The sequence below is a fragment of the Arthrobacter sp. BL-252-APC-1A genome, assembly GCF_009696625.1.
Taxonomy (GTDB): domain Bacteria; phylum Actinomycetota; class Actinomycetes; order Actinomycetales; family Micrococcaceae; genus Arthrobacter_B.
This window is the reverse complement of the sequence record NZ_VULS01000010.1, coordinates 37,737-61,261: the sequence shown is the minus strand read 5'-3', so window position 1 is coordinate 61,261 and position 23,525 is coordinate 37,737. Positions and strand designations below refer to the sequence as shown.

Genomic DNA, 23,525 nt, shown 5'->3' with positions numbered 1-23,525 from the left:
AGCCCGTTTGGTCACGGAGTTCACGGACCTGGGTGGAGGATAGTGACTATGACTACATCCCCCCTCGTCACTTTCAACGACGGCAACACCATCCCCCAGCTCGGCTACGGCGTCTGGCGGGTTGAGGACGAACTCGCGGAAAAGACGGTGGGCATGGCCTTCGAGGCCGGCTACCGCCACATCGACACCGCCAAGATCTACGGCAACGAAGCCGGCGTCGGCCGCGCCATCGCCGCTTCCGGCCTGCCCCGCGAAGACCTCTTCATCACCACCAAGGTCTGGAACGCGGACCAGGGCTACGAAGAGACCCTGGCTGCCTTCGACGCCTCCATGGAGCGCCTGGGCCTTGAATACCTTGACCTGTACCTGATCCACTGGCTGCAGCCGAAGCAGGGCAAGTACGTGGACACCTGGAAGGCGCTCATCGAGCTGCAGAAGTCCGGCCGGGTCAAGTCCATCGGTGTCTGCAACTTCACCGTTGAGGCACTGCAGGAGATCATCGACGCCACCGGCGTGGTCCCCGTCCTGAACCAGGTTGAAACCCACCCGTACCTGGCCCAGGCCGAACTGCGTGAGTTCGAAGCCAAGCACAACATCAAGCACCAGTCCTACTCGCCGCTGGGCTCCGGCCAGGGCCTTCTGGATGACGCTGTGCTGAAGGACATTGCAGCAAAGTACGACGGCGCCACTCCCGCCCAGGTGGTCATCGCGTGGCACCTGGCCCTCGGCAACATCGTGATCCCGAAGTCCGTCACCGAGTCCCGCATCCGCGAGAACTGGGCCGCACTGGACCTCAAGCTCTCCGACGAGGACATCCAGGCAATCAACGCACTGGACAACGGCACCCGCTTCGGCGCGGATCCGGCAACGTCCGACTTCGCCTAGCTCTCACTCAAAAAACGAGATCGCAGAAAGTGCACGTCCCAGCTCTGGGACGTGCACTTTCTGCTATCTCGATGGGGAAAGGAGCTACGCGGCGGCTACGGCTTCCAGCGGTGCCCGGAGCGGGAGGTCCCTGCCCTCAAGGATCACCTGGGCGCACTGCCAGGTCCGGGTGTTTACGATCACCGGAGCCAGCAGGTTCACGGTAGTACCGTTATCCGCCGGATTGGCTACCACCAGGACGCGGGCGTCCGCCGGATCGGTCAGGCCGAGCTGAGCTGCCTGCTCATCGGAAATCTCCGGGTTGTACTCCGGGAGATAGACCGAAGCATCGATGGCGTAGAAACGGCGGACGCCGGCCGAGGTGTCCGCCCCGGTGAGGGAATACAGTCCGCTGGCGCCGTCGATGTCTTCAAGTGAGAACTCCGTCAGCGGCTCGAGGCCGGGTGGGGGAGCCAGAAAGGAAACCGGCGTTACGGTGCTCATCGCAGGAAATCCATCAGCGTGGGCTGCAGGACCTTGGCCGTGACGGCGAGGGAAGACTGGTACGCCAGTTCCTGCAGCTTGAGGTCCAGGATGACCTGGGCAGTATCGAGGTCCTCGATCCCGGAGCGCCGGGCTTCAAGGCTGACGGACTGCTCCAAGTTGGTTTCCTCTGCTTTCAGGACACGTGCGTGGCGGATACCGACGTCCGTCTGCGACGTGAGCACGGTGTTGATGCTCTCGTCGATGCCGGCCAGATGGGTGCTGATGTCGCCGTTGGCCCGCAGACCGGCGACCAGGGAATCGAGTTTGGTGAAGACGTCCGGCTCATTGACGCCGCCCCCGAAGACCTCCGCGGCGCTGGCGTCGACGCGGACCTCGGTGTTGGCATCAAGCCGGCGGTTCACAGGGCCGTGGCCTTCGCCGGTGAAGGTGTAGGTCTGTGTAGGAGGAGTGCCGGATGTTTCCGCTTTCACTGCCACGCCGGCGTCGGAGTTCCCGGCAAAAATGTTCCGGCCCAGGAAAGATGTGTTGGCCTGCCCCAGCAGGTCCGACTTCAGTCCCTCGATTTCGGTGGCGATGGCAGCCTTGTTCGCCGCCGTTGCTGTGGCCGTCGATGCCGTGATCGCCAGATCCTTGATCCGGGTGAGGATATCCGTGGTGCGGGTCAGCGCAGCATCCACGGTGGAGAGCCAGCTGTTCGCGTCCGAGATGTTGTTCTTGTACGCGGTGTTGGCACGCATTTCTGCGCGCACCTTCAGGGCGTCGGCGGTTCCGGCGGGATCGTCGGACGGCCGGGTGATGGCTGCGGACGTCTGGGCCTGCTCCTGGAGCTTGGCCAGCCGGGACATGTTGGCCTGGAGGTTCTGCTGCGCGTTGCGCGTCAGCATCAGGTTGGAGGTGCGGGTGATCACGGGTTACCTTCCCACAATGCCGGTGCGGTTGATGAGGGTGTCGAGCATTTCGTCGATGGCGGTCATGACCCGTGCCGCGCCCTGGTAGGCGTGCTGGTAAGCCAGCAGGTTCAGGTTCTCCTCGTCCAGGTCCACCGAAGAGTTGGAAAGCTGCATGTCGATGGCGGCGGAGGCTGCGACACCGGCCAGTTCGGCCTGCTGCATTTCCACGCGGGTGCTCGCGCCGATGCCGCTGACGAAGTTCGCCCAGATGGAGTCGGGGGATTTCGGGCCGGTTCCCAGCTGGGCGATCTCGTCGGCGATGGAGCTATCCAGGTTGCCCATGTTCGCGCCGCCTGTGGCGATGTCCGCCGCCTTCTCTGCGAGGACGGTCAGGGACAGGGCAGCGGGATCAGTGTCGTGGCTGAAGAAGTTGCCCACCGGGTCACCTGCCGTGTTGGTACCAGTGCCGTGGATTTTGTTAACAGCGCTGGCCAGTTCTTTGGCGAAGTTGTTGTACCCCTCGGCAGCGGAGGCGAGGATCCCGCCGTCGGCTGCCGGTGCCAGCACGCTGAGTACGCCGGCGATCTCACCGCTGGCAGCCATGTTGGTTCCGGGGCGGTGGCTCCATTCGAGCCGGGGTGCCTCGTCGCCCATCCTGATGCCGCCGGCAACCTGCACCGGGCGGACAATGTCACCGGAAACAATGGCGTTGCCGTCGATCAGCACGTCCACCATGCCGTTGCCTGACTCGCGGACGGTGCCGCCGGCCAGGGCGGCGATGGTGGTGGTCAGCGCGTTGCGCTGGTCAATGAGTTCGTTGGCGGTGCCCCCGGAGGCCTGCACGGTGCGGATCTGCGCGTTGAGCGAGGCGATCTGCGACGCCGTTCCGTTCAGCTCCGCTTCCATGTCCTTCAGCTGCTTGTAGGCGCCGGTCCACTGCTCCTCAACGGCCTTGTAACCGGTTGAAATCTGGGAAGCGAGCGTGGTGGCCTGCCCGATCAGGGCCGTGGCAGCCGCTTCATTCCCGGGCTTGTTCGCAACGCCCTGCCAGGCTGCCCAGAACTCGGTGAGGGAGGCAGAGATGCCGTTCTTCCCGGGTTCGTTGAGGCTGGTCTCAAGTCCTGCCAGCGCATTGGCGCGTACGGCGGAGAAACCCGAGGCCGCCGCGGTGGCCCGTACCCGCGTGTCCAGCTGCATGCTGCCTAGACGCGCTATGCCGTCCACAGACACGCCCTGGCCCACCCTGGCGCCGGTGGCGAACTTGCCGGTGATAGCTGCTCCACCCATGGCAGAGGTGGTGACGCGCTGGCGGGTGTAACCGGGGGTGTTGACGTTGGCGATGTTCTGGCCGACGACGTCGAGTCCCTTGCGGGCTGCGCTCAGACCGGTATAGGCGGTGTTCAGGCCGCTGAAGGTGCTCATGGCGTGCTGGTTCCTTTGTTCACGGTCTTTAGAGTTGCTTGTCCACGATCCGGGCGCCGCTTCCGGTGCCGGCGGAAGTGCCGTTGGACGTGTACGTCTTGCTTTCAGTGCCCAGGCCCGCGAGGGTTTCCTGGGCCGAGCGCGCAGCAGTCCGCAGGAACTGCTCGTTTGTGTCGCGCAGGTCACGAATCTTCACAGTAAGTTCCGTCATCGCCTGCAGATGGGCCGTGAAGATCTCAGTCCACGGGCCCGGAGGCGCGGCGGCAATGATCTCCCGAAGAGTTGCATCTTCGGCTATGCCCCACTCTTGTGCGAGTTCGGAAACGGCCACCGTCCTGGCCAGATTCGCGGTTCGCAGGCGTTCAAGAACCTGTTCCACTTCCCGGGTCGCGTGCTGGAGCCAGCGCGTTTTGCCGGAGGTGAGGAGCAGCTGTTCTTCTTCCAGCTTGAAGGTCAGGAGCTCAAGCAGCTCCCGTTCTTCCCAGAGTAATGCGGATAGTTTTTGGGTCCCCATGCTTTGCCCACCTCCTGCGGTTCGCGCGAATGTCTTGTCTCCGAAGGATGCAAAGCCGCATCCTGCAACGGGTTCAAAGACCCCGCTCTCACAGGCTTGAAAACTTTTAATCCGTTGGAAACACCTATCGGCGCTTGTGATTCCAATGTTAGTGGTATGTTGCAGCTACTGCGCCAAAGTGTGGAATGAACCGGGAGACTCAGCTCCCCTCCTAGCGGTCAGCGTATTTTGTTGGGGAACAAGGACTTGGGGGTCCAAAAGTTGAATCGCGAAGAACGCAACCGTCTGGTTGTGGAGAACTTACCGCTGGTCGGATATCTGGTCTCAGAGGTGTGTGCCAAGGCAACGCACCTTTCCCGGGATGATCTGGCTTCGGTTGGGGCAATTGCCCTGATTACGTCCGCTGAATCTTTTAATGCGGAGCTTGGGGTGCCCTTCGGTGCCTACGCACGGCGTCGTATTGTTGGCGCTTTCGCCGACGAGATGCGCTCGAATGACTGGGCAACCCGGACCGCGCGCAAGCGCATCAAGGAAACCCTTGCCGTCAAGGAAGCGCTCACTGCTGCCCTGGGCCGGTCACCGAAGGTGGACGAGATCGCTTCCGCCATGGGTGTTGACCGCACCGCCGCCGAAGACGCGCTGGCAGATGCTTCACGCACTGTCTCCCACCTGGACGACGCTGCTTCCGACTCGCTGGTCAGCGCGCTGCCCTCGCCCGAAGGGTCCGCCCTTTCAGCGGAACGGATGAAGTACCTGCGCGCTGCGGTCGAGGCGCTGCCTGAGAAGATGCGCTACATCGTCGAGCAGGTCTACTTCCACGACCGCTCGGTCAAGGAACTTGCTGCTGAACTGGGCGCCACGCACTCCGCTGTTTCCCAGCAGCGTGCCGAAGCCGTGCGCCTGCTGCGCGACGGGATGGGAACCCACTACTCGGACGCTGAGGAGCCGGCTCCCATCGAGTCTCGGATTTCTCCGGCCCGTCGCAATGCTTACCTCGCCTCGGTGGCGGAATGGACCGCCGGCGGACTGACCCGCCAGGACCCGCATTTCAACCCTGCCGCCTTCCGTGCGCCGGGTGGACACGGGCCGCTGAACGCCGCAGTGTCCTAGCTCTCAAAAGAGTGCAAAAATTCTTTTCCGAATTCCTAACACTCCCGTGATCAGGGCCGATAGCTAGGGGTACAGGCCCACGGACGGGCCTGGTAGTTATCGCCCAATCACGGAGGAATTCATCATGGGTTTCACAATTGCAACTAACGTCTCTTCGCTCAACGCGATGCGTAACCTGACCCTGAACCAGACGGCTCAGGCCAAGTCGGTGGAGCGTCTCTCCAGCGGCCTGCGCATCAACCGTGCAGCTGACGACGCTGCCGGCCTGTCCATCTCCGAAGGTCTGAAGAACCAGATCTCCGGCCTGACCCAGGCTGGCCGTAACGCACAGGACGGCATCAGCCTGGTCCAGACCGCTGAAGGCGCCCTGACCGAGGTCCACAACATCCTGAACCGTATGCGTGACCTGGCAGTTCAGGCGTCTAACGACACCAACAACACTGACTCGCGTAAGGCTATTGGTTCAGAGCTCACCGCCCTGAACTCCGAGCTGACCCGCATCACGGAGACCACGAACTTCAACGGCATCCAGCTGCTCGGCCCGGGCAAGGATGCAACTGCGAATCCGCTGGCAGCAACGCTGAAGATCCAGGTTGGCGCTGATGCTAACGAGACCATCGACATCACCCAGGCAAACGTGGCACAGACGATCACCACGCTGGGTACGGCCTCGGCCACCCTCGCAGTTACCGACCAGGCAACAGCAGCAACGACCATTACGGCCCTTGACGCAGCCATCGCCTCCACCTCCGAGCAGCGCGCGGGTCTGGGTGCACAGCAGAACCGCCTCGAGTCCACCGCACGCACCATCGCGGTCTCGGTCGAGAACCTCTCGGCTGCCAACTCCCGTATCCGGGACACGGACATGGCTACGGAAATGGGTAACTTCACCAAGTCCCAGATCCTGTCCAACGCTGCCACGGCCATGCTGGCACAGGCCAACCAGATGAACTCCGGCGTTATGCAGCTCCTGCAGTAATAGCGGAATCATCCGCGGGAACGCCTCGGCTGCACCGCAAGCAGCACTAACCGCTTGACCGGCAGGTGAATGGCCGCTGGCGGGAAAAGAATGACTTGGACCTCACACTTTTCCCGCCAGCCCATTCCCTGCCTGCGGCGTTTTATCCGGCTTCGGCCAGCGGTCCCATTTCAGCAGAACCACACCGGCATCTTCCCTCCGCAGCGGCGGGCCAGAACCTGAGGGAAACGTACAAGGAGCAATCGCATGGCGCTAGGCATCGACGGACTGATCAGCGGAATTGAAACCTCCGCAATGATCAAGCAGCTCATGGACATTGAGGCACGTCCGCAGGTCTTGCTGAAGAATAAGGTCAGTACCACCCAGACCTTCATTACGGCCCTGCAGAACCTCAACACCAAGATTGCCTCGCTGGCTGAAAACGCCGCCAAAGTTTCGAATCCGGCCGGCACTGATCTCTTTAAGGCCAGCACTACTTCGGATAAGGTCACTGCCACCACCACGGCGGGCGCTGCGGCTGGCTCCCTGGATATTTCCGTTTCCCAGACCGCTACAGCACAGGTTTCGCTGTCTGCAGCCATGGCGGCGTGGCCCTCGAACAGTGTCCTGGCCATCTCGGCCAATGGGACAGTGACGTCCTTTGACACCACGGACAAGTCCCTGGACCAGGTCATCAGCGAAGTCAACAAGGCCAACCTCGGCGTCACCGGCGTGAAGATTGCCACCGGAAGCGTGGACGGGGTCCAGCAATACCGGGTCCAGTTCACTGCTGCCAAAACCGGCTCCGAAGGCGCGTTCACGGCCAGTCTCGGTGGCACGGACATGGACGTCCTCAAAACGGCCCAGGACGCGAAGCTCACCCTGTGGGCGGGCACACCGGCCGCTCAGGAGATCACCTCCTCCACCAACACTTTCAAAGCCCTGATGCCCGGTGTGGACATCACCCTTGCCGCCGACACTCCGGCCAACACTGCCCTGACTATCAACGTTGCGCGCGACGACGAGGCGATCTCCAAGGTCGCTTCAGACCTGGTGGCAGGTCTGTCGGATGTGTTCGCGTACATCAACCGCAACAGTGCGGTCACCGTTTCCACGTCCTCCGGCAACACCAGCGCCACGGGTGGAGTCTTTACCGGCGACGCCGGGATCCGCGACGTCAAGCGGCAGATCATGGAGGCGGCGACGTCGCCGATTGACGGACGCTCCCCGTCGGAGATCGGCGTGGTGATCACCAAAGACGGCACCGTAGAGTTCAATGCCGAGAAATTCGCGGCGGCGATGGCTGCTGACCCCACCAAGACCCAGGAAACCCTGCAGGTCATCGCGGGCCGGGTGGAAACGGCCGGCAAGGTTGCATCCGACAAGTACGACGGTCTGATCACCCAGCGGATCACCGGCCAGGAATCAACGATCCGGTCGCTGAACACCCAGATCGAAGACTGGGACCGGCGCCTGGCCAGCCGTGAGTCGACGCTGAAAATGGTCTGGGGAAACCTGGAAGTCAAGCTGAGCCAACTGCAGAGCCAGCAGGACTGGCTCACCGGCCAGCTCGCCTCGCTGAGCTCCTCCAACTCAGGAAAGAAGTGACCGTGAGCTACGGGCTGCAGGCCAAGCGGGCCGAATACATTCGTGACGCCGTGATGTCGGCGTCGCCGGTGCGGCTGCTGACCATGCTGTACGACCGGATGCTGCTGGACCTCAACCGCGCTGAAGCAGCCCAGCAGGCAGGCAATTGGAAGGTTGCCTCGGAGCAGCTGATCCATGCCCAGAGCATCGTGGCTGAACTCAGCGGCACGCTCAAGGTGGACGAATGGGAAGGCGGCGAGAACCTCCAGGCCATCTACGGCTACGTCATGAAGGCCATGGTGGAAGCCAATCTGCAGCACAGTGCAGCCATGACCCGCGAGTGCATCAACCTGCTGGAACCGCTCCGCGCCGCCTGGCATGAAGCCGCAGCCCAGCTGCCCGCCCAGGCACCCGCCGCGGCACCGGCAACAACCGGAGGTACCCTCGGTGTCGGCTGAACCAGTGGAAGAGTACCTGACTCCGCACCAGGAGAACCTTGAACGCTGGGATGAAGTCCTGACCCAGCTCGAGGACAATCTTGAAGCTTTCTTGGACGGCACAACCGTCCTGGACCAGGCCCGCACCGTCGCCAGCGCCTGGCATCCCCCGCACGCGCTGGGACCGCTGCCCGCCGAATACGCTACCCGGGCCCGGCTGCTGTCCATGGCCCAGCAGCGTGCGTACGCGCAGCTGCGCAGCGAATCCAGGATGATCCGGCAGCAGGCAGAACTGATCCGCAGCGTTCCCACGGCTTCCTCCGGCGGAGCCGTTTACCTCGACGTCGCAGGCTAGGGACCGAGCCAGGCTACGGCCGCTCCTCTAAACCCCGGAGTCAGCCGCCGACATACGCCGCCAGATGCTCACCGGTCAGCGTTGACTGCCCGCCCACCAGGTCCGCCGGCGTCCCCTCAAAGACCACCTTGCCGCCGTCGTGCCCTGCACCCGGACCCATGTCGATGATCCAGTCCGCGTGGGCCATCACCGCCTGATGGTGTTCGATCACGATCACCGACTTTCCCGAATCCACCAGCCGGTCCAGCAGCCCCAGCAGCTGCTGGACATCCGCCAGGTGCAGTCCGGTGGTGGGTTCGTCGAGGACGTAAACGTCGCCCTTCTCCGCCATCTGCGCTGCGAGCTTCAGGCGCTGGCGTTCGCCGCCGGACAGCGTCGTCAGCGGCTGGCCCAGGCTCAGGTAGCCCAGCCCCACGTCAGCGAGCCGGTCCAGGACCTTATGGGCTGCCGGGGTCTTCGCGTCGCCGTCGGCAAAAAACGCCTCGGCTTCGCTGACCGACATGGCCAGCACCTCGGCGATGTTCCGCCCGCCCAGCGTGTAGTCCAGCACGGCGGCCTGGAACCGCTTGCCCTCGCACTCCTCGCACGTGGACTCCACCGTGGCCATGACCCCCAGATCGGTGTAGATGACCCCGGCACCGTTGCAGACCGGGCACGCGCCCTCCGAATTAGAGCTGAAGAGCGCGGGCTTCACCCCGTTGGCCTTGGCGAACGCCTTGCGGATCGGTTCCAGCAGACCAGTGTAGGTGGCCGGGTTGGACCGCCGGGACCCCTTGATCCCGCTCTGGTCAATAACGACGACGCCGTCCCGCTTCGCCACGGACCCGCGGATCAGGGAACTCTTGCCGGATCCGGCCACCCCGGTGAAGACGCAGAGGACGCCGAGCGGAATGTCGACGTCGACGTCCTGCAGGTTGTTCAACGACGCACCGCGGACTTCAAGCTTCCCGGAAGCGGTCCGCACGGAGTCCTTCAGCCGCGCCCGGTCATCCAGGTGTTGGCCGGTGACGGTCCCGGAAGTGCGAAGACCGTCGAGCGTGCCCTCAAAGCAGATTTCCCCGCCGCCGGAACCAGCTCCGGGCCCGAGGTCGATTACGTGGTCGGCAATCGCAATCATTTCCGGCTTGTGCTCCACCACCAGCACGGTGTTGCCCTTGTCCCGCAGCGCGAGCAGCAGCTGGTTCATCCGCTCGATGTCGTGCGGATGCAGTCCAATGCTCGGCTCGTCGAAGACGTAGGTGACGTCGGTCAGCGAGGAGCCGAGGTGCCGGATCATCTTGGTCCGCTGGGATTCGCCGCCGGACAGCGTCCCCGCGGGTCGGTCCAGCGAGAGGTAGCCGAGTCCGATCTCCGTAAAGGAATCCAGCAGGTGCTGCAGCCCGGCCAGCAGCGGAGCCACCGAAGGCTCGTCGAGTTTCCGCACCCATGCCGCCAGGTCGCTGATCTGCATTGAACACAGGTCGGCGATGTTCTTCCCCTTGATCTTCGAGGACAGCGCCTCCTGTGCCAGCCGGGTTCCGCCGCACTCCGGGCACGTGCTGAACGTGATGGCGCGGTCCACGAAGGCCCGGATGTGCGGCTGCATCGCTTCCCGGTCCTTGGACAGCATGGACTTCTGGATCTTCGGGATCAGCCCTTCGAAGGTGACGTTGATGCCGTCCACCTTCAGCTTGGTCGGCTCCGCATAGAGCAGAGCCTGCAGCTCCTTCTTGGTGAACTGCGCAATCGGCTTGTCCGCTGGGAAGAGTCCGGTGTTGCTGAAGATCCGCCCGTACCAGCCGTCCATGCTGTAGCCGGGGATGGTCAGTGCACCTTCCTGGATGGACTTGGAGTCGTCAAAGAGCACGGTGAGGTCGAAGTCGCTGACGTTCCCCATGCCCTCGCAGCGCGGGCACATGCCGCCCAGCCGGTTGAACGTGGCCTTCTCCGCTTTGGTCTTGCCGCCGCGTTCCACGGTGATGGCGCCGGACGCCTTCACTGAGGGAACGTTGAAGGAATAGGCGTTGGGGGAGCCGATGTGCGGATCGCCCAGCCGGCTGAAGAGGATCCGCAGCATGGCGTTGGCATCGGTGGCGGTGCCTACGGTGGACCGCGGATTGGCACCCATCCGCTCCTGGTCCACAATGATCGCCGTCGTGAGCCCTTCCAGGCGGTCGACGTCGGGCCGGGCCAGGTTCGGCATGAATCCCTGGACAAAGGCACTGTAGGTCTCATTGATCATCCGCTGGGAGTCGGCGGCAATCGTGGCAAAGACGAGTGAGCTTTTCCCGGAGCCGGAAACTCCGGTGAACACCGTCAGGCGGCGCTTGGGAATGTCGACGCTGATGTTCTTGAGATTGTTCTCCCGCGCCCCAAGAACCTGGATCAGTCCGTGGCTGTCCGCCGGATGAACGGCATCGTGCTGTGTTGCCGGGTCCGTTGCCGTGCTCATGGTTTCTCCTCGGGGCGAGCTGTGGTTTGAAGTGCCACGTTACCGGGGCCCGGGAAACTGCGCTTCTCCAAACCTGATCCGTTTTCTACTTACTTCAGGAACCGGAAATACCTATGTCCCAACCGAAAGTACTTACACTCGCCGTCAAGCCGCCGATAACCAACAGTGAGCATGGATAGCTCAATTAACAGGCCACGGATAGGCCACTCTGTTCCCCCATAAGAAGCGGGTTTTCCCTGTGTTCGACTCCGTGTCCTCGGTGGCGCTGCAAAGCGCTTTGAATGGCCTGTCCCTGCGGCAGCGCGCCATCGCCAACAACATCGCCAACGTGAACACCCCCGGCTATCACGCCCAGCGGGTGAGCTTCGAAGACGCCCTGGCCAAGTCGGTCAAGGCCGGAAGCAAGTCCTTCACGGAGTCTGCCACCGCCCGGTCGCTCGAACCGACCCGCCTGGATGGTTCCAACGTCAATCTGGACACCGAAACGCTGTCCAACATCGACACCGTCCTGCGGTTCCAGTTCGCTTCCCAGGCCGTTGGCGGAGAAGCCAACTCGCTCCGCACCGCCATGAGGACCCAGTAATGACATTTGACGCCATCGGCATTGCCGGCACATCCCTGACCGTCCACCGCAAGTGGCTGGACGCTGTCTCGGACAACCTCGCCAACATGAACAACGCCTCCTCCACCGACGGCGCTGCCTTCCAGGCCCGGTACGTGGTCGCCAGGGAAGGCGCCGCCAACACCGGCGTGTACGTCTCCGGTGTTGAATACGGTGACGCCGAGGGCCGGATGGTCCACGAACCCAACCATGCCCTCGCCGATGAAAACGGATACGTCCGCTACCCGGACATCGATATGGCCGAACAGATGAGCGCCCTGATCATGGCGCAGCGCGGCTACGAGGCGAATGCCGCCGTCGTTGACCGTGCCAAGGCCACCTACGAAGCTGCTCTCCAGATTGGACGCTCCTAATGCCCGTTCCCGCAGTCGGCGCCGTTGCCGGAACCCTGCCCACCGCATACATCGAGAACACCGCACCGGCCGTCCCGGCTACGGACGGTTCAGGTTTCGCGACGCAGCTCGCCGGTGCCGTTGACAACGCGCAGCAGCTCTCCTCCGCCTCAAAGGAACTGGCCGTCAAGGCCGTCACCGGGGACCTGGATGACATCCACGCAGCCACGATCGCCTCCACGCGTGCCTCGGTCACGCTGGAACTGGTCGCCGCCGTGCGCAACAAGAGCGTTGACGCGTTCAACGAGATCATGCGGATGCAGGCCTAATGACACAGGTGAACGCGGCATTTGGCCGTTTGGGAAAAACCATCAGCCAGTTCACCTTGGCGCAGAAGACTCTTGCGCTGATTGGGATCGCTGTCCTGGCACTCGGGATCTTCGCGCTGGCCAGCTGGGCCACCAAGCCCTCCTTCACTCCGCTGTTCTCCGGGCTGCAGCCCGGAGACGCCAACAGCATTGTTGAGCAGCTGCAGGCCGACGGCGTTCCCTACGAGATCGCCGGCGGCGGCAGCACCATCATGGTGCCCGAGCAGAACGTATACGACCAGCGGCTCAAGGCCGCCGGTGCCGGGCTGCCCGCGTCCTCCACCGGGGGCTACTCCCTGCTCGATGACATGGGCGTGACTTCCTCCGAGTTCCAGCAGTCCGTGACCTACAAGCGGGCGCTGGAAGGCGAACTCGCCAAGACGATTGGTGCGCTCAACGGTGTGAAGACAGCTTCCGTGCAGCTGGCAATTCCGGAAGACACCGTCTTCGTCTCGGAAAAAGTTGACCCAACCGCCTCGGTCTTCATCGACACAGAGAACGGTGTGACGCTCAGCGGTGACCAGGTTCAGGCGATCGTCCACCTCACCTCTGCCGCCATCGACGGCATGAAAGCCACCAACGTGGCAGTCATCGACTCAGCCGGAACCGTGCTCTCCGCCGTCGGCGTGGGAGCCACCGGGTCGGCTGACAAACAGGCCACCGACTACGAACAGCGAATTGCAGCTTCCATCCAGGGCATGCTGGACCAGGTTGTGGGACCGGGCAACGCCACTGTGGCTGTTGCGGCGGACATGAGCTACGAATCCGCCAACCGAGTGGAGGAAACCTTCACCAACCCGGCCGGGAACCCCGCACTGAACGAAGCCACCACCACCGAAGAATACACCGGCGGCGGAGCAGGCAACACGGCCGCGGGCATCCTGGGCCCGGACAACATCGCCGTTCCGGACGGAGACGGCGACGACGGCGCGTACACCTCTGAATCCACCACGAAGAACAACGCCGTGAACAAGGTGACCGAGACCCGGGAAATCCCGGCCGGTGCCCTCAACCGGCAGACCGTCTCCGTGGCACTGAACTCAGCAACCGCAGCGGGCATGAACGTCGCGGACATCCGCGCCCTGGTTACCAATGCCGCCGGCATCAACGTGGCACGGGGCGATGAACTCACCGTGGAAATGGTGGCCTTCAACGCCAGCGGCGCCGAAGCAGCCCAGGAAGCGCTGGCCGCGGCAGACGCCGCAGCCGAAGCCGAACGCCGGGCCGAGCTGGTGCGGATGGGAATCCTGGCAGCCGGCATTGTCGCCATCGTCATCCTGGCCCTCGTGGCCTACGCCATGCGCTCACGCCGGCAGAACCGCCAGGCCGTGGACATTGGCATCCTGCCGGAACTCGATCCCCTTGCCCCGCCGGCCGGCCTGGCCATGATTGGCCAGGACCAGGGACGGACCGCCCTGGAGCCGCCGGTTGACACGGCCTCACTGCGGATCGTGGCGAACGCGGCGGACTCCGAGCGCAAACTCGAAGAACTTGACCACCTGGCACTGCAGGACCCGGTCCGTACCGCGGACTATCTGCGCAACTTCATGGATGAGGGGCAGCGGGTATGAGCGAGCAGAATTCCGGAACGGCAGTAGCCACTCTGCCGGATCCTGACACCGAACGGCCGGCTGAAGCGCCCACAGCAGCGGTTCCAGCGGTACGCGCCCCCGTGGCCACCCCGGTACTGCCCAGGCTGACCGGGATGCAGAAGGCTGCAGTGATCCTCATGCAGCTTGAGACCTCCCGCGCCGCCACCGTTCTCCAGCAGTTCACCGAAGCCGAGGCGCAGGAACTCGCGGCAGAAATCGTGAACCTGCGCCGCGTCGACGTGGCTGTTGTTGAATCGGTCATCAACGAGTTCTACGACATGACAGTGGACGGCCGGCGCCGTGCCCACGGCGGCCGCGACGTCGCCATGGGCCTGCTCGAGGCTTCCTTCGGCACCGAACGCGCCTCCGGCGTGATGGACCGGCTGGCCTCCTCGATGGCGGGCAAGTCCTTCGAGTTCCTGGAACGGGCCGAACCTTCCCAGATTGTGAGCCTGCTTGAGCACGAACTGCCGCAGACCATCGCCCTGGTCCTGGCGCACATGCGTCCGCAGCGGGCCTCTGCCGTAATCGGCGGGTTCCCGGACCAGCTGCGCACCGACATTGCGCAGTGCATCGCCAACATGTCCCGGGCCACACCGGAGGCCATCCGGATTGTTGCCGAGACCCTCAAGGCGCGCGCCACCGCCGTCGGCGCCGCACGTGAAGCCGCGGACCAGATCGGCGGCATCCAGCCGCTGGTGGACATCATCAACCGGGCCGATGCCGCAACCGAACGTGCCATCCTCGAAGCCCTGGACGCCCGGGATCCGGAACTGGCAGAAGAAGTACGCTCCCGGATGCTCACCTTCGCGGACCTCACCAAGCTCGAACGCCGCGATGTGCAGCTGGTGCTGCGCGGAATCGACGTCGGCGTCCTGGCCCTGGCCATGAAGGGCGCCAGCGAGACGGTGCTGGAGACCGTGCGGAGCAACGTCTCCGAACGCAACCGCGAGATCCTGGACGACGAGATCGCAGCATCGGGTCCCGCCCGCCTGTCCCAGGTGGAGGAGGCCCGCGCCACGATCGTGCGGGCGATCCGCGACCTGGAAGCCCAGGGTGCGATCACCATCCACCACGCGGACGAGGAAGAGTATGTCTACTGAGTCCCCGGAACGCACTTTCGCGCGCATGGCCTACCCCGCGCTGGGTGGCCACGACGTGGAGCGTGCCGTGGAACGGGGACGGACGCAGGGACACGCGGCTGGATACGCAGCAGGCATGCACGCCGCTGCGGCCGAGACCGCGCGTCTGCGTGAAGAACTTCGGATCCGGTTCGACGCCGAAACGGCGGCCCTGCGCGCCCGCGCGGACCACGCCCTGCAGCTGCTGAACAACGCCGAGCAGAGCCTGGCCAAGCTGACCGTTCCAGTGGTGGCTGAGGTCCAGGATTCACTGGCCGCGGCTGCCCTGGACCTGGCCGAAGCGCTGCTGGGCAGGGAACTGGCCAATGGAGAGACCTCTGCGCGGGCTGCCCTTGACCGGGCGCTTTCCGGAGTCGATACCCGGCTGGTCCATCAGGTCCGGATGCATCCCGCAGACCTTGCCGTCCTGGGGGACGATGTACTTAACCAAGCCGGCGTTGTGTTCACCCCGGATGCGTCCCTGAAACGCGGCGACGCGGTCACGGAGTTCCCGGACGGGTTCCTTGACGCGACGCTGGGAACGGCCCTCGCCCGTGCCAAGGCAGCCCTGCTGGGGGACGACACACCATGACCTTGACGGCAGATCCACGTTCCCTGCAAGCCCAGGACCCCGCCGCGCCCAACGCCGCCGTGCCGCCGAGCCGGCGCGAGCGGCGCCGTGCCGCGGCATCCAAACCAGCCACCTGGCGTCCCCGCGCGGAGGCATTCAACCATGCACTGGCCGCTGCCCGGCCGCAGCGGGTAGGGCGGGTCTCCACCGTCGTCGGGCTGAGCGTGGAAGTCACCGGACTGGACTGTGCTGTGGGCGACCTGGTCAGTCTGGGCGCCCCGGGATCGGACGTCGACGCCGAAGTTGTTGCCGCCACACGGGACGGTGTGCGCTGCATGCCGTTCGGACGGCTTGCCGGCCTCACCGCCGGCAGCCCTGCCCGGTCCAAGGGCATGCCGCTGCGTGTGCCGACCGGCAACGGACTCTTTGGCCGCGTCCTGGACGGACTGGGCCGGCCCATTGACGGCAAGGGTCCGCTGCACGTGGAGCAGTACGTCCCGCTGGACCACGACACCCCTTCAGCCATGCAGCGTTCCCGAATCACTGAACCGCTGCAGCTTGGCGTCCGTGTGCTGGATACCCTGACCACCGTTGGCAAGGGCCAGCGCATGGGCCTATTCGCCGGGTCCGGCGTGGGCAAGTCCTCCCTGCTGTCGATGATCGCCCGGGGCACCGACGCCGAGGTCTCTGTCATCGCCCTGGTGGGGGAGCGCGGCCGTGAAGTCCGCGAATTCCTCGAGGACGATCTGGGTGAAGAGGGCCTGGCACGTTCAATCGTTGTTGTGTCCACCTCTGACGAACCGGCATTGATGCGCCTTCGGGCAGCCTTCGTAGCGACCCGCATCGCTGAGTCCTTCCGCGACCGCGGCGCGGACGTCATGCTGATGATGGACTCCCTGACCCGTGTGGCCATGGCCCAGCGCGAAATAGGGCTCTCAGTTGGCGAACCGCCGGCAACCCGCGGCTACCCGCCGTCGACCTTTTCATTGCTGGCCCAGCTGCTGGAACGCGCCGGCACGGACAAATCCGGTTCCGTTACCGGCATGTACACCGTCCTGGTGGACGGAGACGACCACAACGAACCGATCGCTGACTCTGCCCGTTCCATCCTGGACGGCCACGTGGTCCTGGACCGCAAACTGGCTGTCGCAGGTCATTTTCCGTCCGTGGACGCCCTTGGGTCGATTTCCCGCGTGGCCTCCAGGGTCAATCCAAAGGACCGCAGCCAGGCTGCGTCAGGCCTGCGCCGGGTGCTTGCCGCACGCCGGTCAGCGCAGGACCTGATTGACGTTGGCGCCTACCAGCGCGGCACCAATCCCCTGGTAGACGCGGCCGTTGCCAACGAAGACATGATCAACACGTTCCTGCAGCAGCGGATGGATGAACAGACACCGGCCGACGCCGCGTGGGAGCAACTGCACCGGCTCACACTGAATTTGGGGGTTTGAGAATGGGACGAGACTTTCCGCTTGCCGGCCTGCTGCGCCTGCGCCGGCTCCAGCAGGACAGCGCTGCCGGTAACCTGGCAGCTGCCAACGCGGCCCTGCGCCGGAGTTCCGAAGCGCGCAGCGAGGCCTACGATTCGCTGGCGGCGACACCCCTTGAAGCAGCCGACGCAGCAACCCTGACCGCCATCGCAGCTGCCCGTGCCTCATCGCGCAGCATGCTGGCAGACCTGCTTGCTGCCGAAGCCCTCGAAGGCGCGGCAGTGAACTCGGCCCAGGCCGAGTTCCAGGCTGCCCGCGCCCGTTCCGTAGGACTGGAAAAGCTTGAAACCAAGCACTCAGACGCCGTTGCGGTGGAAGACCTGCGCACTGAACAGAACATCCTGGACGAACTTGCCGGAACCGCCTGGCACCGCCGGCAGAAAGAAGCCCTCTAGATGAGCATGACCGACGCGATCGGCCGGATCCAGGAAATCCGTTCCACGATCGACGCCCTGTCCGGAACCCCGGCCGCTGCCGCGGCGGGCACCTCCGCAGGCCCGGCGGCGGCCACGGCTGCCGGAAACGGCGCCGGGGACTTCGCTGCCACCCTTTCCGCGCTGACCGGAGCCAGCTCCGGACTGCCCGGCGGGGCTTCCAACGAGGCCCTTATGGGCTCGGTAGAGAAGTACGTTGGGCTTCCGTATGTCTGGGGAGGCAACGATCCGGCGGTGGGCCTGGACTGTTCCTCCTTTGTGCAGAACGTCTTCAAGGATCTTGGCTACAGCCTGCCGCGCGTGACCTGGGACCAGATGAACTCCGGTACCAAGGTGGACTCCCTCGCCCAGGCCCAGGCCGGTGACCTGCTGTTCACGCACGACGGCGGGCACGTCTCCATTTACCTGGGCAACGGCAAGGTGGTGGACGCACCGCAGCCGGGCAAGACCATCCAGATCCGTGACGCCTGGGAGACCGATGCCAACATCACGACCATCCGGCGCATCCTCCCGGCCGAGGCAGCCTCCGTTACGGGCGCAGCCTCTCCCGCTGCCACCGCGGCGATCACTGACATGGTGGCTTCCGCCCGCGCCATGCAGGCTTCCCTCATGGGGGCCGGAGCATGAGCGTCCCCGTCACATTCCTGACTCCCCGGCTTTCCCCGGCCGGAAACGGTCCCCGGTCCAGCAGCGACGGCGGAACCGGATTCGGAACAGCCCTGGAAACGGCAGCCGGCGCAGCTGCGGAGACGCTGCCGGAAGCACCCGCCAGCCCAGCAGAGCCTGCCGAGCCGGAGACTGCAGCCATGCCTGCCGGCATGGAAACGCCCGCCAGCGCAGCCGGCCTCAGCTACGCTGACACGTCTTTGCTGAACGGGCTGGTTGCCCCGGTTGCGGTACTTCAGCCGCGGCAAGCGGTGACTACCGCAGAGGGCAGCCCGGAGGGCACCGATCCCGAGTCAGCACTCCTAACCAACGACACCGGCGACGGCACTTTGCTCCCGGCAGCCACAGGTCCCGGAACGGCTGAAACGCCGGCAGCAGCGGCCATGGCAACTGCAGCAGGCATCGCTGCGGCAACCGTTCCAGCCGATGCCGACCAGGCCTCCGCTGACAACGGGGACACCGACACCCTCCGTCCGGTCGCTGCAGCGCAGGGCGAGGCGGCGAAGGCTCCGCAGGCGGCAGCCCAGTTCGCAGGCGGGTCCGGCATGGGGACTGGAACCGGCCCTTCCAGCCGTCCGGACCGCGGTGCCGCTCCAGCGGGTACGCTTCCTGCTGCTTCGGCCGCGTCAGGCACGTTCCAATCCGGTGTGCTTCAGGGCGGAACCGCCGGACCGGTCCCTGCTGGAGCTGAACCGGCTGCCGAAGCCGCGGCGGAAACGGTCAAGGTTCTCCCCTCGGCTGCCCAGCCTGCCGCGGCCGCAGCCGCCGCGCCCGTCGTATCCGTGCCGGCAGTCCAGGTAGCCGCGCCGGTGCCCGTCCAGGCCACGGTGCCGGCCCAGCCGGCTCCGCTCCTGACCCAGGTGGCGCAGCCGCTGTTTAGCCTGAGCTCGGCAGCAGCCGGAGAACACGTCATGACCCTGAGCGTCACCCCCGAGAACCTGGGACCCGTCACCGTCCGCGCCCATGTCAGCGCGGACGGTATCCGGGTAGAGCTCTTCGCCCCGAATGATGCCGGCCGCGAAGCACTGCGGACCATCCTTACGGATTTGCGCCGGGACCTCTCCGGTTCGGGCATGAACGCGTCGCTCTCCCTTTCCGCGCAGGACCAGCCGGGGACCGAGGCTGAAGGACGCGGGGAAGCACCGGAGCGCGGCACGGCCCGTACCGGCGCAGAGCCCGACGCCGGACCAGTTCCCGTGCAGCAGATCTTCCGTCCCGTGGCACACGGGCCGCAAACCACCCTCGACATTCTGGCCTGAGAAGGAGAACCACCCATGCCGGTAGAAGCAATAGCACCAACCAGCGGGGCCGCCGACGCGCAGGCCGTCCGCGCACCCAAGCAGGTCATGGACAGCGAGCTGTTCCTGACCCTGCTGGTCACCCAGCTGCGCAACCAGGATCCCAGCTCGCCCATGGACACCAACGAAATGATCGGCCAGACCACGCAGCTGGCCACCATGGAACAGCTCACCAACATGGCCACCATGAGCGAGGAGAACTTCTCCCTGCAAATGCGCATGGCCGCAGCGGGCCTGATCGGCCAGACCGTCACCTACACCAACGAAGCCGGGGAATCAGTAACCGGTACCGCGAATTCGGTTTCGTATCTCTACGGAGTGCCGACAGTGAGCGTTAGTGGTGTGGATGTCCTCCTTGACGCCATCTCCGGAGTAGTGGCTCCAGGCGTCCCGGCACCGGCACCGGGTGACGGTGCGGACACCGGATCCGGCGACGGCTCCGGCAACCCGGGCACGACGGCGTAACCCGGCTGCCGCCGGTCCCTGCACTCCCGGTATCTCAGGTTTTACAAGCTTCCAGACCCATCAGCTGAAAGGCGTTTCCCATGCTCCGCTCCCTGTACTCCGGAATTTCCGGACTCCGTTCGCACCAGACCATGCTGGATGTCACCGGCAACAACATCGCCAACGTGAACACCACCGGCTACAAGGCCACCGCAGTCCAGTTCCAGGACACCCTGTCCCAGCTGACACAGGGCGCCACCGCGCCCGGCGCCAACAACGGCGGCGGAAATCCGGCGCAGGTGGGCCTGGGAGTGCTGGTCTCCGGCATCACCACCAACTTCACGCAGGGTTCGGCCCAGTCGACCGGCCGCGCCACGGACATGATGATCTCCGGTGACGGCTATTTCGTGACCAAGGCGGGCAACCAGACCACGTACACCCGTGCAGGTGCCTTCGACCTCGACGCTGACGGCCGCCTGGTCACCACGGACGGCAAGATTGTCCAGGGCTGGACCGGTGTGAACGGCGTGATCAACACCGGCGGTGCCGTGGGCAACGTGCAGCTGCCCGACGGCGCTATCGCCCCGGCCGTCGCCACCTCGCAGGCCACGGTTGGCGGCAACCTGCCTTCCGAAACGCTGCCTGCGGACCCGGCTGCCGTGCCGCCCAGGGCAGCCGGTTCATTCGTCCGCGACATGGACGTCTACGACGCTAACGGCGTCGCAACGGTTGTTCCGCTAACCTTCACCCGCACCGCAGGCGGCTGGACCGCTTCCGCCGGCGGACAGTCGGTCGACCTCGCTTTCGCCAATGGCATCCAGACTGCAGGCAACCCCACCACTCTTAACGTGAACGGCGTAGCCGTGGACCTCACCGGCCTCACCAGCTACGCGGGCGTCAGCACCGCTTCGGTGACCGGTCAGAACGGCCGCGCTGCCGGCACCCTGGAGTCCTTCTCCATCTCCAAGGACGGCACCATCATTGGTTCCTTCACTAATGGTGCCAAGCAGTCCCTGGCCCGCATCGCCGTCGCCACCTTCACCAACCCGGCAGGCCTGGAAAAGGCCGGCAACTCCGGCTACACCGCCACCGTGAACTCCGGCAACCCGGTCCTGGGCGGCCCGGGCGACCCCGGCATGGGCAACGCCATCGCCGGTTCGCTGGAAATGTCCAACGTGGACCTCTCCCAGGAATTCACCAACCTGATCGTCGCCCAGCGCGGATTCCAGGCCAATGCCCGAATCATCACCACCTCGGATGAAGTGCTGCAGGAACTGACCAACCTCAAGCGCTAGCCCGCACCAGCAGCAACAGCAGACCCCCGCACCGGCGTGCGGGGTCTGCTGCGTTTGCCCAGCAGCCCTCCTACTAGGAACGGGACCCGGGCCGGAGCCCCGGTTTGCTTACCGATACCGGCCGTCTGCCGAAAGTATGGGTGACGGCTTAGCCAAGCCGGACGCTGCAACCGGGACGGGCACATGATTGTTCTTACGCGACTGAACGACGCTCAGTTTGCCATCAACCCTGACCTGATTGAACGCATCCACTCCAATCCGGACACCACCTTGGTGATGGTGGACGGAGCCAAGTACATCGTCACTGAGTCCCTGGACGAAGTGATTGCCCTGATCGCCCAGTTCCGGGCCAGGGTAATTTCCATGGCCCGCGATCTTCCGCAGGTCCCGCTGCGGCCGGGAACAGGACTTGGACTGGTGCCGGATGCAGGCGCCGGGGGGACGCCGGCAGCGAGCGACAGCATTACCAAGACCGTGCCCCTTCGTCCGAGGAACAAATAATGGATCCGGCAACAATCATCGGCTTAGTCCTCGCGTTCGGTGCGCTCTTCGCGATGATCACCCTCGAAGGCGCGCACCTTACCTCCATCCTGCTCCCGGCGCCGATGATCCTGGTCTTTGGTGCCACGCTCGCGGTGGGACTGGCCGGCGGCACGCTGAAGGACTTCATCTTCTCCTTCAAGTCACTTCCCCGCGCCTTTATGGGCAAAAAGCCCAAGCCCCAGGAAACCATCGACAACGTGGTGGCGCTGGCTGAAAAGGCCCGCTCCGAGGGCCTGCTGTCCCTTGAACGAGATGCCGCTGAGGTGGACGACCCGTTCCTGCGCGTGGCACTGCAGAACATCGCCGACGGAACAGACGGTGAAGAACTGCGGATCCTGCTCGAAGACGAGATCAACACCAAGGCTTCCAGCGACAAGGTGGCCGTCAAGTTCTTCAACAGCCTGGGCGGTTACGCTCCGACCATCGGCATCATTGGCACGGTGGTCTCCCTTACCCACGTCCTGGAGAACCTTTCAACTCCCGCGACGCTGGGCCCAATGATTGCCACCGCCTTCGTGGCGACCCTGTGGGGCCTGTTGTCAGCCAACTTCATCTGGCTGCCGATCAGCGCCCGCCTCAAGCGGCTCAGCGACCTTGAAGTCGAACAGATGACGCTCCTCATGGAAGGCGTGCTGGCCCTGCAGGCCGGCAGCCAGCCGCGGCTGCTCGGTGAGCGCCTTCGTGCCATGGTCCCCGCCCACGAACTGAACGCTCCGGCCCGCGAGACCAGCGAAGCGGCATGAGCACGCCCAACCGCCGCCGCCGCAGCCGGGACGAGGAAGAAAGCCACCCGGACGAACGCTGGATGGCTTCCTACATGGACATGGTCACAGTACTGATGTGTATGTTCATTGTGCTCTTCGCAATGTCCACGGTGGACCAGGCAAAGTTCGAGCAGCTGAAGGCCTCCCTCGCCACAGGATTCGGCCAGGTGGAAAGCAACACCGTTGATACCGCCAAGGGCGTGGTGGTTCCCCCTGCCATGGTGGAGGACGAAGAGATCCTGGACCCGGACGCAGACCAGGCCATGCTCGCGGCCATGGAAGTCCAGGACCTGACCGAGCTGCGGGACCGACTGCAGCACGGTCTGGAAGACAAGGGGCTCCAGGACGATGTCCGTTTTGAAATCGATGAACGCGGCCTGACCATCCGCCTGGTCAGCTCTGAGATGTTCTTCGAGCCGGATCTGTCCGACCTCACGCCGCAGGCGCTGGACGTCCTGAACGTTATTGGCCCCATCCTGCAGCCCACCAGCTATGACCTCTCGGTGGAAGGCCACACCGCCCAGGTGCGGCAGTTCACGGACTCCGCACTGGACTGGGAGCTTTCATCTTCACGTTCCGTCAACGTGCTCCGGTACCTGATGGAGTCCGGCGGAATCGACTACAGCCGGATCAAGGCTGTTGGCTACGGAGAATCGCGGCCACTCACTGCCGGCGGCACCGCGGCGGAACTGGCGCAGAACCGCCGGGTGGACATCGTGGTGCTCTCGGGACAGTCCGAGGCAGTGCGGCAGCTGATGCCCGGGGTCGTCAACGGGGAGATTGTGTTCCCTGCTGAGCCCTCTGCGCCCGGTGCCGGAGAGGATGCCGGGCAGGAAATCTTGCCCGCGTCCAACCACTAACCAAGCGGTGGCCGTAACCGATAGTTCCCTGCGTGACGGTCCAGCAAGATGTA

General features: G+C 64.6%; 26 protein-coding genes. 21 read left to right on the top strand and 5 right to left on the bottom strand.

Features of this window, described 5'->3' with window-relative positions:
* Window positions 1-48 precede the first annotated feature (48 nt).
* Window positions 49-885, top strand: coding sequence for an aldo/keto reductase (locus FYJ28_RS14470; RefSeq protein ID WP_154579783.1), 837 nt, complete (start codon window positions 49-51; stop codon window positions 883-885).
* An 84-nt stretch (window positions 886-969) separates the two neighbouring features.
* On the opposite strand, the gene fliW is transcribed toward FYJ28_RS14470, so the two are convergent.
* Genes fliW through FYJ28_RS14450 form a run of 4 tightly spaced genes read right to left on the bottom strand, consistent with a single transcriptional unit; the run spans window position 970 to window position 4,197 of the window.
* Complete coding sequence (gene fliW, locus FYJ28_RS14465) at window positions 970-1,368, bottom strand: flagellar assembly protein FliW (protein ID WP_154579782.1); 399 nt, start codon at window positions 1,366-1,368, stop codon at window positions 970-972.
* Window positions 1,365-2,279 (bottom strand): flagellar hook-associated protein FlgL, encoded by a 915-nt coding sequence (gene flgL / locus FYJ28_RS14460; protein ID WP_326831745.1) that lies wholly within the window; start codon window positions 2,277-2,279, stop codon window positions 1,365-1,367. Before flgL ends, fliW begins: the two co-directional genes overlap by 4 nt.
* A 3-nt stretch (window positions 2,280-2,282) precedes the next feature.
* A complete protein-coding gene (gene flgK / locus FYJ28_RS14455; RefSeq protein WP_154579781.1) occupies window positions 2,283-3,683 on the bottom strand; it encodes a flagellar hook-associated protein FlgK in 1,401 nt (466 codons plus the stop codon).
* Between the two features lie 28 nt (window positions 3,684-3,711).
* On the bottom strand, window positions 3,712-4,197 hold the full coding sequence (locus tag FYJ28_RS14450; RefSeq protein ID WP_154579780.1) for a flagellar protein FlgN: 486 nt from the start codon (window positions 4,195-4,197) through the stop codon (window positions 3,712-3,714).
* A gap of 261 nt (window positions 4,198-4,458) precedes the next feature.
* Between FYJ28_RS14450 and FYJ28_RS14445 the strand changes: the two genes are divergently transcribed.
* From FYJ28_RS14445 to FYJ28_RS14425, 5 genes are all read left to right on the top strand, one after another.
* The gene (locus FYJ28_RS14445; RefSeq protein ID WP_154579843.1) at window positions 4,459-5,307 is read left to right on the top strand and encodes a sigma-70 family RNA polymerase sigma factor; all 849 of its coding nucleotides are present in this window, start codon (window positions 4,459-4,461) and stop codon (window positions 5,305-5,307) included.
* Between the two features lie 124 nt (window positions 5,308-5,431).
* A complete protein-coding gene (locus tag FYJ28_RS14440) occupies window positions 5,432-6,286 on the top strand; it encodes a flagellin N-terminal helical domain-containing protein (protein ID WP_154579779.1) in 855 nt (284 codons plus the stop codon).
* Window positions 6,287-6,532: 246 nt separating this feature from the next.
* On the top strand, window positions 6,533-7,873 hold the full coding sequence (gene fliD / locus FYJ28_RS14435) for a flagellar filament capping protein FliD (protein WP_154579778.1): 1,341 nt from the start codon (window positions 6,533-6,535) through the stop codon (window positions 7,871-7,873).
* Complete coding sequence (gene fliS, locus FYJ28_RS14430; protein ID WP_326831744.1) at window positions 7,870-8,310, top strand: flagellar export chaperone FliS; 441 nt, start codon at window positions 7,870-7,872, stop codon at window positions 8,308-8,310. Before fliD ends, fliS begins: the two co-directional genes overlap by 4 nt.
* On the top strand, window positions 8,300-8,644 hold the full coding sequence (locus tag FYJ28_RS14425; protein ID WP_154579777.1) for a hypothetical protein: 345 nt from the start codon (window positions 8,300-8,302) through the stop codon (window positions 8,642-8,644). Before fliS ends, FYJ28_RS14425 begins: the two co-directional genes overlap by 11 nt.
* Window positions 8,645-8,684: 40 nt before the next feature.
* Here the strand turns inward: FYJ28_RS14425 and FYJ28_RS14420 are convergent, their stop codons facing one another.
* Window positions 8,685-11,075: an ATP-binding cassette domain-containing protein gene (locus FYJ28_RS14420; protein ID WP_154579776.1), complete on the bottom strand. Its 2,391-nt coding sequence runs from the start codon at window positions 11,073-11,075 to the stop codon at window positions 8,685-8,687.
* A gap of 238 nt (window positions 11,076-11,313) precedes the next feature.
* On the opposite strand from FYJ28_RS14420, the gene flgB reads away from it, so the two are divergent.
* The 15 genes from flgB to FYJ28_RS14345 all read left to right on the top strand — a co-directional run bounded on the left by flgB (window position 11,314) and on the right by FYJ28_RS14345 (window position 23,472).
* Window positions 11,314-11,658 (top strand): flagellar basal body rod protein FlgB, encoded by a 345-nt coding sequence (gene flgB, locus FYJ28_RS14415; RefSeq protein WP_055240724.1) that lies wholly within the window; start codon window positions 11,314-11,316, stop codon window positions 11,656-11,658.
* Window positions 11,658-12,050, top strand: a complete 393-nt coding sequence (locus FYJ28_RS14410) for a flagellar basal body rod protein FlgC (protein WP_055240725.1) — start codon at window positions 11,658-11,660, stop codon at window positions 12,048-12,050. The genes flgB and FYJ28_RS14410 overlap by 1 nt, the downstream gene beginning before the upstream one ends.
* Window positions 12,050-12,358: a flagellar hook-basal body complex protein FliE gene (gene fliE / locus FYJ28_RS14405; RefSeq protein WP_055240726.1), complete on the top strand. Its 309-nt coding sequence runs from the start codon at window positions 12,050-12,052 to the stop codon at window positions 12,356-12,358. The genes FYJ28_RS14410 and fliE overlap by 1 nt, the downstream gene beginning before the upstream one ends.
* A complete protein-coding gene (gene fliF / locus FYJ28_RS14400) occupies window positions 12,358-13,968 on the top strand; it encodes a flagellar basal-body MS-ring/collar protein FliF (protein ID WP_055240727.1) in 1,611 nt (536 codons plus the stop codon). Before fliE ends, fliF begins: the two co-directional genes overlap by 1 nt.
* Entirely contained in the window at window positions 13,965-15,092 is a 1,128-nt protein-coding gene (gene fliG, locus FYJ28_RS14395; protein WP_195840688.1) for a flagellar motor switch protein FliG, read from the top strand. Before fliF ends, fliG begins: the two co-directional genes overlap by 4 nt.
* Entirely contained in the window at window positions 15,082-15,702 is a 621-nt protein-coding gene (locus tag FYJ28_RS14390; protein ID WP_055240728.1) for a FliH/SctL family protein, read from the top strand. Before fliG ends, FYJ28_RS14390 begins: the two co-directional genes overlap by 11 nt.
* Complete coding sequence (locus tag FYJ28_RS14385) at window positions 15,699-17,129, top strand: FliI/YscN family ATPase (protein WP_082413477.1); 1,431 nt, start codon at window positions 15,699-15,701, stop codon at window positions 17,127-17,129. Before FYJ28_RS14390 ends, FYJ28_RS14385 begins: the two co-directional genes overlap by 4 nt.
* Before the next feature lie 2 nt (window positions 17,130-17,131).
* Window positions 17,132-17,563 carry a flagellar FliJ family protein gene (locus FYJ28_RS14380; protein ID WP_154579774.1) on the top strand — a complete coding sequence of 144 codons (432 nt, stop codon included), beginning with the start codon at window positions 17,132-17,134 and terminating at the stop codon, window positions 17,561-17,563.
* Window positions 17,564-18,229 carry a C40 family peptidase gene (locus tag FYJ28_RS14375; protein WP_154579773.1) on the top strand — a complete coding sequence of 222 codons (666 nt, stop codon included), beginning with the start codon at window positions 17,564-17,566 and terminating at the stop codon, window positions 18,227-18,229.
* Complete coding sequence (locus FYJ28_RS14370) at window positions 18,226-19,527, top strand: flagellar hook-length control protein FliK (RefSeq protein WP_154579772.1); 1,302 nt, start codon at window positions 18,226-18,228, stop codon at window positions 19,525-19,527. Before FYJ28_RS14375 ends, FYJ28_RS14370 begins: the two co-directional genes overlap by 4 nt.
* A 15-nt stretch (window positions 19,528-19,542) precedes the next feature.
* Complete coding sequence (locus FYJ28_RS14365) at window positions 19,543-20,031, top strand: flagellar hook assembly protein FlgD (RefSeq protein WP_082413479.1); 489 nt, start codon at window positions 19,543-19,545, stop codon at window positions 20,029-20,031.
* 80 nt (window positions 20,032-20,111) lie between these two features.
* On the top strand, window positions 20,112-21,305 hold the full coding sequence (locus FYJ28_RS14360) for a flagellar hook protein FlgE (protein ID WP_154579771.1): 1,194 nt from the start codon (window positions 20,112-20,114) through the stop codon (window positions 21,303-21,305).
* A gap of 183 nt (window positions 21,306-21,488) precedes the next feature.
* Window positions 21,489-21,806: a flagellar FlbD family protein gene (locus tag FYJ28_RS14355; protein WP_055240732.1), complete on the top strand. Its 318-nt coding sequence runs from the start codon at window positions 21,489-21,491 to the stop codon at window positions 21,804-21,806.
* Window positions 21,806-22,591: a motility protein A gene (locus FYJ28_RS14350; RefSeq protein WP_055240733.1), complete on the top strand. Its 786-nt coding sequence runs from the start codon at window positions 21,806-21,808 to the stop codon at window positions 22,589-22,591. The genes FYJ28_RS14355 and FYJ28_RS14350 overlap by 1 nt, the downstream gene beginning before the upstream one ends.
* The gene (locus FYJ28_RS14345) at window positions 22,588-23,472 is read left to right on the top strand and encodes an OmpA/MotB family protein (RefSeq protein WP_154579770.1); all 885 of its coding nucleotides are present in this window, start codon (window positions 22,588-22,590) and stop codon (window positions 23,470-23,472) included. Before FYJ28_RS14350 ends, FYJ28_RS14345 begins: the two co-directional genes overlap by 4 nt.
* Window positions 23,473-23,525 lie beyond the last annotated feature (53 nt).